The following is a 13,699-nucleotide window of genomic DNA, read 5'->3' on the forward strand; positions in this document are numbered from 1 at the left end:
GCCATGACCCGGCTCATGCTGCTCGACACGGCCTCGCTCTACTTCCGCGCCTACTACGGGGTGCCCGACACGTTCCGGTCCCCCGACGGCACGATCGTGAACGCGGCGCGCGGGCTGCTCGACATGGTCGCCAAGCTCGTGTCGACGTATGAGCCGAGCCGGCTCGTGGCGTGCTGGGACGACGACTGGCGCCCGCAGTGGCGGGTGGACCTGATCCCGTCGTACAAGACGCACCGCGTCGTGCAGCAGGTCGCCGGCGCGCCCGATGTCGAGGAGGTGCCCGACCCGCTGCAGGCGCAGGTGCCGATCATCCGCGAATCGCTTGCGGCGCTCGGCATCGCCGTCGTCGGGGCGCCGCAGCACGAGGCGGACGACGTGATCGGCACGCTCGCCACGCGCGAGCCCGGCCGGGTGGATGTCGTCACGGGCGATCGAGACCTGTTCCAGCTCGTCGACGATGAGCGCGACGTCCGCGTGATCTACACCGCGCGGGGCATGAGCAGCCTCGAGGTCGTGACCGACGAGGTGGTGCGCGCCAAGTACGGGGTGCACGCGGCGCAGTACGCCGACTACGCCACCCTGCGCGGTGACGCCTCCGACGGCCTGCCGGGTGTGAAGGGCGTGGGCGAGAAGACCGCCGCGACCCTGCTGGCGGCACACGGCGACCTCGCCGGCATCCGCGCCGCCGCCGCGGCGGGCGAGGGCATGTCAGCCGGGGTGCGCGCCAAGCTGGCCGACGCCGCCGACTACCTCGACGTGGCGCCGCGGGTCGTCGCGGTGGCGCGCGACCTCCCTCTCGAGCCCTGCAACGACGCGCTGGGCGGCTTCGACGCCGACGCGGCCCGCGCCCTGGCGGCGCGCTGGGGCCTGTCCCAGCCGATGGACCGCGCGATCGCGGCCATCGAGGCCGTCGCCGGCTGAGCCGGTCCGCCCAGGACGACGGCGTTCAGCGCCGCTGCGCGCCGATCACGGCGCCGGTCAGCAGCACCGTGAAGCCGACGCCCAGCGCGAGGCTAAAGGCGAGCGGCGCGCTCCAGCCGCCCGTGGCGTCGTGGAGCGCGCCCGCGATCGGCGCACCGAGCGTGCCGAACACGTAGGCGAGCCCCTGCACGAGGGCCGATCCCGTCGCCGCCTCGGCGTCGGTGCGCACGACGCGCATCAGCACGGTGAAGATCACGACGAACCCGCCCGCGTGCGCGATCGATCCGATCGCCGCCCACAGCGCCAGCAGCTGCGGCGCCAGGAGCATGCCGCCCGAGACGAGGATCCAGCACGCGCTCACCACCGCCGCGGGCACCATGAGCGGCAGGTACCGTGCCAGCACCGGCACGACGAAGGCGCCGACGATCGCACCGCCCTGGAAGATCGACGCGAGCGCGCCCGCCGTCGTGGCATCCACACCGTTGAGGTCGGCCGCCATGGCCGGCAGCCACGTGGAGATCGCGTAGTAGGCCGCCGACTGGCACGCGAAGGTGCCGGTGAGCAGCCACACGACGGGGTGCCGCACCGCCCGTCCGCGGCCGGCCAGCACCGGTACCGGGCCGGTGAGGGCGAGCGACTCGGCCGCCGTTCCCGCGGCGCGGGTCTCGCCCGAGTAGCGCTCGGCCCACGTGGCGCCGGGAGCGCGGTCGCGCTGCAGGTGCACGACCCACAGCACGATCCCCACCACCGACAGCAGGCCCCACGACAGCAGGGCGAGCGGCCAACCGGCCAGCTCGGCCAGCGGAGCGGTCGCGAGCGTCGCGAAGAGCGAGCCCACGTTGAGCATGGCCGTGTAGGCGGCCGTGACGGTCGCGACGTTGCGCTCCGGCACGTCGCGGCGGATGATCACGGGGATCACGACGTTGCCGATCGTGATGGCCGCGCCGGCGACGATCATGCCCGCGATCATCCAGCCGTATGAGGGCACCGAGCGGATCAGCGTGCCGGCGATCACACCGGCCAGGCAGATGAGCAGCGCCAGCTCGGGGCCGGCGCGCCGGATCACCAGGGCCGCGGCGGGCGTCACGATCGCGAACATGAGCACGGCGCTCGTCATGATGAGCGATGCGCCTGCGGCGTCCAGGCCGAGCTGATGCTCGATGTCGCGCAGCACGGGCGACACGGCCAGCACCGGCGCCCGCAGGCTCAGGGCGGCCACGAGCACGCCCGCGACGACGAGCCAGGGGAACGCCCGCCTCGGCAGCGAGGCGGGCGAGGACGTCATGGCGCCAGTCTACGTCCGGGCCGACGGGCGCCCCGGAGGCCTCAGGCCTCGGCTACCTCGCGGGTGGCGCGCACCCAGGCCTCCAGCTTGGCCTCGGCGCGACCGTCGTCGATCGCCGCCGCGGCCTCGTCCCTGGCCTCGATCAGCCGCTGGATGAGGTTGCGCTGGGCCTGCGAGGGGTCCTGCGAGAGCCGGTACGCCACGATGCCGGCCGCGGCGTTCAGCAGCACGATGTCGCGCACGGCGCCCTGCTCGCCCGCGAGGGTGCGGCGCAGCACGCCCGCGTTGTGCAGGGGGTCGCCGCCCCGGATGTCGTCGAGGGTCGCGGTCGGCATGCCGAGATCGCGCGGGTGGATGTCGAACTCGTGCTGATCGCCGTTCGAGATCTGCCAGATGCGGCTGTAGCCCGTCGTCGTCAGTTCGTCGAGGCCGTCCTCGCCGCGGAAGACGAGGGCGGTGGCGCCGCGGGTGCGGAAGACACCGGCGATGAGCGGCACGACGTCGGGGTTGGCCACGCCCACGGCGTTGGCCTCGGCCCGCGCCGGGTTCACGAGCGGCCCCAGGAAGTTGAAAACCGTCGGCACGCCCAGCTCGCCGCGCACCGGGGCGGCGTGCTTGAAGCCGGGGTGGAACGCGGCGGCCCACGCGAAGGTGATGCCGGCACGCTCCAGCACGCCGGCGACCGCCTCCGGCGACAGCGTCAGGTCGATGCCGAGCTGGCCGAGCACGTCGGACGAGCCCGTCTTCGAGCTCACCGCGCGGTTGCCGTGCTTGACGACCGGGATGCCGGTGGCGGCGATCACGATCGAGGCCGTCGTCGACACGTTCACGGTGCCGATCCGGTCTCCCCCGGTGCCGACGATGTCGAGCACGTTGGGGTCCACCGGCAGGGGCACCGCGGCGTCGAGGATCGCGTCGCGGAAGCCGATGATCTCCTCCACCGACTCGCCTTTGGCGCGCAGCGCCGTGAGGAATCCGCCCAGCTGCGCGGGCGTCGCCTCGCCGCGCATGACCTGCCGCATCGCCCAGTGCGCCTGCGACACGCTCAGGTCGGTGCGCGAGAGAAGGGTGGTGAGCACGTCGGCCCAGGTCGGTTCCGCCATGCACCGATCCTATCCACGGGCGTTTCCCGCCTGACTTTCAGCGGCCGCTTAGGTCGGCCTAACTTCGACGCATTGTCGAAGTTGCCCGAATCATGCCCGAGGATCGGCAATAATGGACGGGTGACGACCCCCGCGACGTATGCCCCGGCACCGAAAGTGAAGCGACCTGACCCGGTCGCGGTCGGCACGATTGTGTGGCTCGGCAGCGAAGTCATGTTCTTCGCCGGCCTGTTCGCGATCTACTTCACGCTCCGCAGCACCGGGCCGGAGCTGTGGGCGGATCGCACCGAGCTTCTCAACGTGCCCTTCGCTCTCATCAACACGATCATCCTGGTGCTGTCCAGCGTGACGTGCCAGATGGGCGTGTTCGCCGCGGAGCGCGGCCAGCCCTACACCGTCAAGGGACAAGGCTGGAAGTCGTGGGGCATGGTCCCGTGGTTCTGGCTGACGTTCGCGCTCGGCGCGATCTTCGTCTGCGGCCAGGTGTGGGAGTACGCACAGCTCGTCGCGCACGGTCTGCCGATCACGGCGGACTCGTACGCCTCGGCGTTCTACATCACCACCGGCTTCCACGCGCTGCACGTCACGGGCGGCCTCGTCGCGTTCCTGCTCACGATCGGCCGCGTGTACGCGGTCAAGCAGTTCCGCCGCAAGGAGGAGACCACGGCGATCGTCGTGTCGTACTACTGGCACTTCGTCGACGTGGTGTGGATCGCCCTGTTCATCGTCATCTACTTCCTCAAGTGAGAGCGGAGCTGAAGAAACACATGGCACGCGAGAAGAAGATGCGTCGCTCGACCGGCCGCCGGAGCCCCCTGGCCACGGCCGCCCTCATCGGCATCGGCCTGCTCATCACGGGTGGTGGCTACGCGGCCGCCTCCGCCGCGGTGGCGTCGACGGCCGAGACCTCCCAGACCCAGACGGCGCTGACCGCCGAGGACGGCGAGAAGCTGTTCCAGGCCAACTGCGCCACCTGCCACGGCATGGACCTGCAGGGCACCGACGACGGCCCCTCGCTGGTCGGCGTGGGCGAGCTCGCGGTCGAGTTCCAGGTCGCCACCGGCCGCATGCCGCTGCAGGCCCAGGGCCCGCAGGCACCGCAGAAGCCGGTGCAGTTCACCGAGGAGCAGATCCAGGCCCTGGCGGCCTACGTGCACTCGGTCGCGCCCGGCCCGAGCTACCCCGACGAGCACATCCTCGACGGCGAGGGCGATGTCTCGCGCGGCGCCGAGCTGTTCCGCATCAACTGCGCGATGTGCCACAACGTGGCCGCCGCCGGCGGTGCGCTGACCGAGGGCAAGTGGGCGCCGGACATCCAGGACACCAGCGGCCTGCACATCTACGCCGCCATGGTGACCGGCCCGCAGAACATGCCGGTGTTCAACGACATGAACCTCACCCCCGAGGACAAGCGGGACATCATCTCTGCTCTGCTCTATCAGCAGCAGATGGAAGCTCCTGGTGGCTTCAACCTCGGTTCGCTGGGCCCGGTCTCCGAGGGTCTGTTCGCCTGGATCTTCGGCATCGGCGCCCTCGTGGCGATCACGGTGTGGATCACGGCGAAGTCGAACTGACGCATGACGAACGAACGTGAAGTGACGAGGAGCACCATGGCACACGAGGGCGACACGCAGGCGGTGGAGGCGTACCGGCCTTCCCCCGGCCTCGCCGTCCCTGTCTCCGATCCGGTGAAGAACCCGGGTCTGCCGCCGCACCGTGCGCGGATGACCGACAAGGACCCGAAGGTCGAGAAGACGGCGGCCCGCACGGTCTACACGCTGTTCTACATCTCGGTGGCCGCCAGCCTCTGGGCCGTCGCGGCGTACATGCTGTTCCCGATCGAGGACGGCTCGACCGTCTCGGTCCGCTACAACAACATGTTCATCGGACTGGGGATCGCGGCCGCGCTGCTGTCGATCGGCATCGGCGCGATCCACTGGGCCAAGGCGCTGATGAACGACAAGGAGTACGTGGAGGACCGCCACCCCACGCGCGGCTCCGAGCCCACGCGCGCCGCCGCCGTCAAGGCGTTCGCCGACGCCAACGAGGAGTCGGGCTTCGGTCGTCGCAAGATGATCCGCAACTCGCTGTTCGTCGCGCTCGGCGCCTCGATCCTGCCCGGCATCACGCTGTTCCGCGGCCTCGCCCCGATGTCCGGCGACCCCGTGCACCTCCTGCAGCACACCATGTGGAAGGAGGGCATGCGCCTCGCCCGCGACCCCGAGGGCACGCCCATCAAGGCGTCCGAGGTCACGCTCGGCTCGGCCTTCCACGTCATTCCCGAGGAGCTCGCGGGTCTCGGCCACGACGAGGGCTACCTCGAAGAGAAGGCCAAGGCGATCGTGCTGCTCATGCGCCTGCTGCCCGAGCAGCTCATCGAGCGCGAGGAGCGCAAGGACTGGTCGTACGACGGCATCGTCGCGTACTCGAAGGTCTGCACGCACGTCGGCTGCCCCGTCGCGCTGTACGAGCAGCAGACCCACCACCTGCTGTGCCCGTGCCACCAGTCGCAGTTCGACGTGACGGAGGAGGCGAAGGTCATCTTCGGCCCCGCCGCCCGTCCCCTGCCGCAGCTGCCGATCACGGTCGATGACGAGGGCTACCTCGTCGCCCGCAGCGATTTCACCGAGCCCGTCGGCCCGAGCTTCTGGGAGCGCCACTGATGAGCACCGCCACGCTTCAGGAAGAGAAGAAGGACGACAAGCCGCTCGGCGGCCGGTTCGTCGGCGCAGCCGCCAACTACATCGACGAGCGCACGAGCCTTTCGGGCTTCGTCAAGGAGCTGGGCCGCAAGGTCTTCCCCGACCACTGGTCGTTCATGCTCGGCGAGATCGCGCTGTGGTCGTTCGTCGTCGTGCTGCTCTCGGGAACGTTCCTGACGTTCTTCTTCCAGGCCTCGATGGTCGAGACGCACTACCACGGCGCCTATGAGCCCATGCGCGGCATCGCGATGTCGGCGGCGCTCGAGTCGACCCTGCACATCTCGTTCGACCTGCGCGGCGGCCTGCTCGTGCGCCAGATCCACCACTGGGCGGCCCTGGTGTTCATCGCCGGCATCGGCGTGCACATGCTGCGCGTGTTCTTCACGGGCTCGTTCCGCAAGCCGCGCGAGCTGAACTGGGTGATCGGCTTCGTGCTGTTCATCCTCGCGATGGCCGAGGGCTTCACCGGCTACTCGCTGCCGGACGACCTGCTCTCGGGCAACGGCCTGCGCATCATCGACGGCATGATCAAGGGCATCCCGCTGATCGGTACGTGGACGTCGTACCTGCTCTTCGGCGGCGAGTTCCCCGGCACCGACATCGTCGGGCGCCTGTACACGCTGCACATCCTGATCCTGCCGCTGCTGGTGATCGCCCTCGTGGGCCTGCACCTCGTGCTCATGATCGTCAACAAGCACACGCAGTTCGCCGGCCCCGGCCGCACGAACGACAACGTCGTGGGCTACCCGATGATGCCGGTGTACATGGCCAAGATGGGCGGCTTCTTCTTCATCGTCTTCGGCGCGATCGTGCTGATCGCCTCGATGGTGCAGATCAACCCCATCTGGAACTACGGCCCGTACGACCCGTCCCCCGTGTCGGCCGGTACGCAGCCCGACTGGTACATCGGCTTCGCCGACGGCGCGCTGCGTCTGGCCCCGTCCAACTGGGACATCTCGCTCGGCAACTACACGCTCTCGATGGGCATCCTGGCGCCGGTCGGCATCCTGGGCCTGTTCATCGTCCTGGCGATGTTCTACCCCTTCATCGAGGCGTGGATTACGGGCGACAAGCGTGAGCACCACATCGCCCAGCGCCCGCGCAACGCCGCGACGCGCACGGCGATCGGCGCAGCCGGTGTCGGCTTCTACGCCACCATGTGGGCCGCGGCCTCGTCGGACATCATGGCGACGCACTTCGGCCTCACCATGGAGGGGGTCATCCACTTCCTGCAGGCCGCGCTGATCATCGGACCGTTCGTGGTGTACTTCATCACGAAGCGCGTGTGCCTTGCCCTGCAGAAGAAGGATCGCGAGATCGTGCTGCACGGCTACGAGTCGGGTCGCATCGTGCGTCTGCCCGGTGGTGAGTACCGCGAGGTGCACAAGCCGATGGACGAGTACGAGCGCTGGAGGCTCATCCCCGACGAGGGCTACCAGCCCCTCGTGGTGCGCCCGAACGACCAGGGCCGCATCCCCGCGAGCGAGAAGCTGCGTGCCGCGTTCTCGCGCTGGTTCTTCGAGGACCGCATCGCTCCGCTCACGCAGACCGAGCTCGACCACGCCGACGAGCACCAGCGTCACGCGCTGACCGAGTACGGCCCGAGCCCGGAGGAGACGCCGCAGTTCCGCCACGGTGGTCACCGCGCCGAGCTCGAGGCGGGCGACGACACCCGCCACTGAGCGCACCGATAGGGGCCCGGTCTTCGGACCGGGCCCCTTTCGCGTTCCCGGGCGTGCGCCTGCGGCGGCTCGAGCGGGTCAGTCCGGTGTTCCCCTCCGTCCCTGCGGACGCTTCGGACGCTGGGGACGCTGCGGGAGCCGACCGCTCCCCCGTTTCGCGCGGCCGTGCGGGCTTCGTCCGCCCCCGCTCGACGACCGGAGCACGCGACGGAGACCAGCGCGGAAACGGCACGCAGCCGGCGACGTCGGGGCACGGCGGCGCCGGCGACTTCGGGGCACGGCGGCGCGGATACACGAAACCCCCGGCCGAATGATCCGGCCGGGGGTTCGCGAGAGCCGCTCGGGCTCAGTCGTCGGTCTTGCGCTTGCGCCAGCGGATGCCGGCGTTGATGAAGCCGTCCAGGTCGCCGTCGAACACCGTGGCGGGGTTTCCCACCTCGTACCCGGTGCGCAGGTCCTTCACCAGCTGCTGGCCGTAGAGGAAGTACGAGCGCATCTGGTCGCCCCAGCTCGCCGTGATCGTGCCGGCGAGCTCCTTCTTCTTGGCGGCCTCCTCCTCCTTCTGCAGCAGCAGCAGGCGGGTCTGCAGCACGCGCATGGCGGCGGCGCGGTTCTGGATCTGCGACTTCTCGTTCTGCATCGACACGACGATGCCGGTCGGGAGGTGCGTGATGCGCACGGCGGAGTCGGTGGTGTTGACCGACTGTCCGCCAGGGCCCGACGAGCGGAACACGTCGACGCGGATGTCGCCCTCGGGGATGTCGACCTCCTGGGCCTCCTCCATGACGGGGATGACCTCGACGGCGGCGAACGACGTCTGGCGCTTGTCGGCGGAGCCGAAGGGGCTGATGCGCGCGAGGCGGTGCGTGCCGGCCTCGACCGAGAGCGTGCCGTAGGCGTAGGGCGCGTCCACCTCGAACGTGGCCGACTTGATGCCGGCGCCCTCGGCGTACGAGGTGTCCATCACCTTCACGGGGTAGCCGCGGCGCTCGGCCCAGCGCAGGTACATGCGCATGAGCATCTCGGCGAAGTCGGTGGCGTCATCGCCGCCCGCGCCGGAGCGGATGGTCACGACGGCGGACCGGTCGTCGTACTCGCCGTCGAGCAGGGTCTGCACCTCGAGCTCGCCGATGGCCTTCTCGAGCGCGGCCAGCTCGGTGCGCGCCTCCTCGGCGGCGTCGGCGTCTTCCATCTCGTTGGCGAGCTCGACCATCACCTCGAGGTCGTCGAGGCGGCTCTCGATCCGGGTGACCTTCGCCAGCTGCGCCTTGGCGTGGCTGAGGGCGCTCGTCACCTTCTGCGCGTTGGCCTGGTCGTTCCAGAGTTCTGGATCGGCGGCCTCCTGCTCGAGGCGATCCACGTCCGCGCGCAGCGCGTCGACGTCGACCACCTCTCGGATGTTCGCGAACGTGGTGCGCAGCGCCTGGATGTCGGCGGAGAGATCGAGCTCAATCATGTCCTCACCAGCCTATCGCGCGGCCGCTGTGAGGCCGTCGGCGCGCGTCGGATGGCACACCGCGGCGGGAGTAACGTGGAGCGGGTGACTGCGTCCTCCGCCTTCGACGACGGCGAGAGCGTTCGGCGCACCCTGCTGCGGTTCGCGCCGATGATCTACGGCCCCACGGCGCTGTACTCGGTGGGCCAGGGCGCCATCGTTCCGCTGCTGCCCGTCATCGCCGCCGAATCGGGCGCCTCCCTGGCGCAGGCCGCTCTCGTGCCGGCCGCGCTCGTGGTGGGCCAGCTGTGCGGCAACATCCCCGCCGGCTGGCTCGTCGACCGGATCGGCGAGCGGCTGACGATGACCACCGCGGCGGTCGGCTCGATCGGCGGCGCGGCCGTCATGCTGCTGGCCGGCTCGGTTCCGCTGCTGGCGCTGGCGGCGCTGGTCGTCGGCTTCTTCGCCGCGGCCTTCGCGGTGGCGCGGCACACGTTCATGACCACCCGGGTCCCCTACACCTACCGGGCCCGCGCGCTCTCGCTGCTGGGCGGTTCCTTCCGCCTCGGCGCCTTCACCGGGCCGTTCGTCGCCGCAGCGCTGCTGGCCGCGTTCGGCTCGGAGCGGGCGAGCATCTGGTTCTTCGGCGCCGTGCTCGTCGGCGTGGCACTGCTCGTCGGCCTCGGGCCCGACCCGGAGGCGCGGCTCGCGCGCCCGGCACCGCCGCGCCAGGAGGCGGGGATGGCCGAGGACACCGGCGAGCCGGTGACGGGCTCCATCCCCACGTCCGAGCGCGCGGGCGTGTTCCGCACCATGTGGCAGAACCGGCGCGTGCTCTCGCGCCTCGGCGCCGCGGCGGCGTCGCTCGCGGCGGTGCGTGGGGCACGCCAGACCGTGCTGCCCCTGTGGGGCGTTTCCATCGGGCTGGATTCCTCCACGATCGCGCTCGTCGTCGGCGTGGCCGGCGCCCTCGACTTCGCCCTGTTCTACGTGAGCGGCCAGGTGATGGACCGCTTCGGCCGCATCTGGGCGGCCGTGCCCTCGACCCTGCTCATGGGCGGCGCGCTCGTGGCTCTCGCCTTCACACACGACGCACCTCAGGCCACCCTCTGGTTCGGCGTCTTCGCGATCGTGATCGGCGTGGGCAACGGGCTCTCCAGCGGCATCCTGCTCACCGTGGGCGCCGACGTGGCGCCGAAGGAGGAGCCGGCGTCGTTCCTCGGCTCCTGGCGCACGCTCACCGATGCCGGCGGCGCCGCCACCCCGCTACTCTTCTCGGGCCTCACCGCGGCCTTCTCGCTCTCGGTCGCCACCGGCGCCGTCGGACTCATCGGCCTGCTCGGCGCGCTGGCGTTCCTGCGCTGGCTGCCGCGCTACGCGCCGGACCGCTGACCCGTCCCGGGTTGAAGACCGCCCGTCAGTTCAGCGCCGTCCGACTTGTCGCCGTGGCCTCGAGCGGCACGCCGTCGGGCACGAACGGCGACAGCAGCGGCGGATGCCACGTGTCGGCGACCGTGACGCGTGCGGAGTGCCCGTCGGGCGTGCCGGCGGAGACGAGCGTCGCTCCCCCGCCGGTCAGCTCGACGACCGCCGCCGCCTGCTCGCGCACGCCCGCCTCCTCCAGCACCGCCTCGGGGCCGCCCTCCGCGGCGACGATCGCGAAGCCGTCGGCACCCGCCAGCGCCGCCGCGTCGGCGAGCGCGTCAAGCCGCTTCTGACTCAGGTACTACGAGGTCGCGTCGACGCACACGACGATGACGGCGAGTGCCAGCAGCGCGTATCCGAGCGTGAGCAGCAGTGTGCTGCCCCGCTCGTCCGTGCCGAGGTGGCGGCGCCGACGCCGGATGTCCGGCGCGACGGCGGCGGCCCCGGAACGGTGAGCGCGCGAATGTCGTGAGAGCCGCGTCATCCCGACCCCAGAAGCGCGAGACCTTCTGTCCGGACGTCGCCTCGACCGGAACGACCGCGATGCGATCGACGCCGAGGATGGACGGCACAAGGGGCAGCCCCACCCCCGAACGGACCGTCACGAGCACCGTCGCACCCGCCGCCGGGCAGCCCGCTGCGGCGGGCACGCACTCGACGCTCACGTCCGTGCGGCCGAGGTCCATGCCGTACTCGCCCGCGATCGAGCGCAGGGTCGCCTCGGCGGTGGCCGCCGGGTCCCCCTCCGAAGCCTGCGTGATGGCGCGGGCCGTGCAGCGCGCGGCGGCCTCCGCGCCGAGCGCGTGGTTCTGCACCTGCCCCGCCGCGACCACGAGGTAGACCAACGGCACGAGCATGAGGAGCCCGACCGTGATGAGCTCGTGCGTAGGGCGAGGATCGAAGCGCCGAGCCACACGCGGTCCCTCAGGTTGAACGCGGCCGTGTCGATGTCCCGCGCGTCATCCTCGGCGAGGTACGCGGCGAGCGCGACAAGGGCCGTCGTGTGCGCTTTGGTGTCCCCTTCGGCGGCGACGATCGCGGCGCACCGCTCGGCGTCCTGCGCGGTCATACTGGACGGATTGTGGGGGAGGTCGGCGAGCCATGACATCGCCGCAGGTGGGATCCCGAGGGTCAGGCGGATGCGGCGCGGATCGGGACGCGCGGGGCGGGGGATCATGACAGGATCTCCAGACGCTCGGAGGGGCTGAGGAGGTCGGCACCGATCTGGCAGGCCGACGCGACGACGAAGCCCGCCGCCCGAGCCCGCTGAAGCGGTCCGCACCCCTCGGCCCTCGCCGAGTGCCGCCGCGGTGCGGCCGACTGGCTCGCCGACGCCCGCCCGGCCCGGCCCGTGTCGCATCCGAACGGCGAGCGGTGCGCCTGGTGCGGAACGGCGACCGCGACCGGTCGTCGTCCCTCCGAAGCATGGTTCGGGAACCTCTGCGCGACGCGCCGCGACCGAGGCGACCGGCGGCACCTCGTACGACGCCCTGTGGCAGGCCATCGATCCCGACCGCGCCACCCGCCACAGCACGTCGATCCCGTTCGACCCCGACGGCGTGCGCCCCTGGTCCCGGGACGGCGGCGGCGGCACCCCCTGGTCGCATCACGGCGGAATCGACGCGCTTCGCGAGCACGTCGCCCTCCTGATCGACGCCTACTGACCCGGCTCCTCGGAGCCCTCCGCCTCGGCGACTCGCTTCATGATGTAGGCCGGATGCATCGCTTTCACCGCCGCGATGCTCGCGTCAAGCTCTGCCGACGCGGCCTCGATACGACGGAACCATTTCGAGCCGTCAAGGTCGGGTTTCTCCCCGCGAGCGTAAGCACTCGCGATCTCCGAGCCCTCGTTTAGCAGGATGGGCACGGTCAGCACCCAACTTGGCGTACCGATCAGGAACGACGGAAACGACTCCTGATCCCCGAGATTCCCGAGGATCAGCCGCAGTTGGGCCCTTGCATCGGCATCCGGCAGCATGTTGATCGCCTGCCCGAGCCTGTACAGGCTTTCGCTGAACAGGTGCCGCTCGTACGCCTCATCGAATGCAGGACCCTCCGCCTTTGTCTCGTTCGTAATCCGCTCGTACGCGATTCCCTCCGCGAGAAACAGGTCCGCGACACGACGCGCCTCCGCACGCAGGTCGGCGACGGCCTCATCCTCGCGCCGTTGTCGATCGCGGCGCGACTCCCGGCGATCGGCGAGCGCCTGCGTGAGAAACACCGTCCCGAGACTCACCGCAGCGCCAATCAACGCCGTGATCAGCGGGAACCACGACGACCACTCCATGCTGTCACCCTAGCGATCGACCTAACCGTGATTAGCGCGCCGCTACCGTGGTCCGCATGTCCGACCCGTTCGCCGACGCCGTACAACCGCACTGCCCCGACTGCGCCGTCGTGATGCGTCCGGCGCCCGACGGCGACCGGTGCCCCGCGTGCGGCCGACTTGTACCGCACCAGGACGTCACGCGGCCCGAGCACGACGGCCCCTCGCTCCCCGGCTACTAAGCGCCGAGCCTGAGCACCTTACGCGCGCTCTCCTGGAACTTCTGCCCGGCCCTTTCGCGTGCTTCGTCATCGTCAGCCTCGTAAGCCTCCTGGAGCGCGAGGACCGCCGCTCTCAACTCGGCGGGGCCAAGCACGATGAGTGGCGTCAGCGACTCGGCAACAGTCGCGTACAACTCGTCGGCCTCGTCCTGGAGCCGCTTGATCCGGTCGACGTCGCCGTCGTACCGATTGCCGGTCGCGATCTTCATCTGCTTCGCCGTGTTCAACTCGAAAGCTAAAGTCAGGCCGTACGCGCGCACGACGGCCTCGTATCGTCGCTCTCGCAGCCACCTCGCGTGCTCGCGGCGCCCCTGGATCCAGGCGCCGATGAGCGTCGCGACGATCGTCAGCAGGACGCCGCCCGCGCCTGAGGCGGCGGCCAGCACCAACCCTTCAATCGCCGCACCATCGCCCACACCAGGCGTCGGGATGGGCGAGGGCGAGGCGGCGTCAAGGATCACGCCGCGAGCCTAGCGGCGGATCTCGGGAACCCCGCGCGCGCACGCGCGCATACGCGCGCGCTTCGGCCGCCGGTCCGGACCCGTGAACCCCACTCACGACTAGGCCGAAACCGGGAAACGCTCCAAGGTCGTTACGAC

Annotated in this window: 13 protein-coding genes; 6 read left to right on the forward strand and 7 right to left on the reverse strand. The window is 70.7% G+C overall.

Going from position 1 to position 13,699, the window contains the following annotated elements:
• The first annotated feature begins 3 nt into the window (after positions 1 to 3).
• Positions 4 to 921, forward strand: coding sequence for a 5'-3' exonuclease H3TH domain-containing protein (locus N8N77_RS12885; RefSeq protein ID WP_261167278.1), 918 nt, complete (start codon positions 4 to 6; stop codon positions 919 to 921).
• 25 nt (positions 922 to 946) lie between these two features.
• On the opposite strand, the gene N8N77_RS12890 is transcribed toward N8N77_RS12885, so the two are convergent.
• Together N8N77_RS12890 and trpD are read right to left on the reverse strand one after the other, a co-directional pair.
• Positions 947 to 2,206 (reverse strand): CynX/NimT family MFS transporter, encoded by a 1,260-nt coding sequence (locus N8N77_RS12890; protein ID WP_261167279.1) that lies wholly within the window; start codon positions 2,204 to 2,206, stop codon positions 947 to 949.
• A gap of 41 nt (positions 2,207 to 2,247) precedes the next feature.
• Positions 2,248 to 3,309 carry an anthranilate phosphoribosyltransferase gene (gene trpD, locus N8N77_RS12895; protein ID WP_261167280.1) on the reverse strand — a complete coding sequence of 354 codons (1,062 nt, stop codon included), beginning with the start codon at positions 3,307 to 3,309 and terminating at the stop codon, positions 2,248 to 2,250.
• 213 nt (positions 3,310 to 3,522) lie between these two features.
• On the opposite strand from trpD, the gene N8N77_RS12900 reads away from it, so the two are divergent.
• Genes N8N77_RS12900 through N8N77_RS12915 form a run of 4 tightly spaced genes read left to right on the forward strand, consistent with a single transcriptional unit; the run spans position 3,523 to position 7,693 of the window.
• Positions 3,523 to 4,056 carry a heme-copper oxidase subunit III gene (locus tag N8N77_RS12900; RefSeq protein WP_396652844.1) on the forward strand — a complete coding sequence of 178 codons (534 nt, stop codon included), beginning with the start codon at positions 3,523 to 3,525 and terminating at the stop codon, positions 4,054 to 4,056.
• Positions 4,057 to 4,076: 20 nt separating this feature from the next.
• Complete coding sequence (locus N8N77_RS12905; protein WP_261167282.1) at positions 4,077 to 4,883, forward strand: c-type cytochrome; 807 nt, start codon at positions 4,077 to 4,079, stop codon at positions 4,881 to 4,883.
• A 36-nt stretch (positions 4,884 to 4,919) separates the two neighbouring features.
• On the forward strand, positions 4,920 to 5,972 hold the full coding sequence (locus tag N8N77_RS12910; RefSeq protein WP_261167283.1) for a ubiquinol-cytochrome c reductase iron-sulfur subunit: 1,053 nt from the start codon (positions 4,920 to 4,922) through the stop codon (positions 5,970 to 5,972).
• Complete coding sequence (locus tag N8N77_RS12915; protein ID WP_261167284.1) at positions 5,972 to 7,693, forward strand: ubiquinol-cytochrome c reductase cytochrome b subunit; 1,722 nt, start codon at positions 5,972 to 5,974, stop codon at positions 7,691 to 7,693. The genes N8N77_RS12910 and N8N77_RS12915 overlap by 1 nt, the downstream gene beginning before the upstream one ends.
• 346 nt (positions 7,694 to 8,039) lie before the next feature.
• Here the strand turns inward: N8N77_RS12915 and prfB are convergent, their stop codons facing one another.
• Positions 8,040 to 9,149, reverse strand: a complete 1,110-nt coding sequence (gene prfB / locus N8N77_RS12920) for a peptide chain release factor 2 (RefSeq protein ID WP_261167285.1) — start codon at positions 9,147 to 9,149, stop codon at positions 8,040 to 8,042.
• A gap of 150 nt (positions 9,150 to 9,299) precedes the next feature.
• On the opposite strand from prfB, the gene N8N77_RS12925 reads away from it, so the two are divergent.
• Positions 9,300 to 10,520, forward strand: a complete 1,221-nt coding sequence (locus N8N77_RS12925; RefSeq protein ID WP_261167354.1) for an MFS transporter — start codon at positions 9,300 to 9,302, stop codon at positions 10,518 to 10,520.
• A gap of 25 nt (positions 10,521 to 10,545) precedes the next feature.
• On the opposite strand, the gene N8N77_RS12930 is transcribed toward N8N77_RS12925, so the two are convergent.
• The 4 genes from N8N77_RS12930 to N8N77_RS12945 all read right to left on the reverse strand — a co-directional run bounded on the left by N8N77_RS12930 (position 10,546) and on the right by N8N77_RS12945 (position 13,561).
• A complete protein-coding gene (locus N8N77_RS12930) occupies positions 10,546 to 10,737 on the reverse strand; it encodes a hypothetical protein (RefSeq protein WP_261167286.1) in 192 nt (63 codons plus the stop codon).
• A 94-nt stretch (positions 10,738 to 10,831) separates the two neighbouring features.
• Positions 10,832 to 11,467 carry a hypothetical protein gene (locus tag N8N77_RS12935; protein WP_261167287.1) on the reverse strand — a complete coding sequence of 212 codons (636 nt, stop codon included), beginning with the start codon at positions 11,465 to 11,467 and terminating at the stop codon, positions 10,832 to 10,834.
• A gap of 743 nt (positions 11,468 to 12,210) precedes the next feature.
• A complete protein-coding gene (locus N8N77_RS12940; RefSeq protein ID WP_261167288.1) occupies positions 12,211 to 12,840 on the reverse strand; it encodes a hypothetical protein in 630 nt (209 codons plus the stop codon).
• Positions 12,841 to 13,057: 217 nt separating this feature from the next.
• Positions 13,058 to 13,561, reverse strand: coding sequence for a hypothetical protein (locus N8N77_RS12945; RefSeq protein ID WP_261167289.1), 504 nt, complete (start codon positions 13,559 to 13,561; stop codon positions 13,058 to 13,060).
• Between the last annotated feature and the right edge of the window lie 138 nt (positions 13,562 to 13,699).

The sequence above is a fragment of the Microbacterium sp. Marseille-Q6965 genome (assembly GCF_946151065.1).
GTDB lineage: Bacteria > Actinomycetota > Actinomycetes > Actinomycetales > Microbacteriaceae > Microbacterium.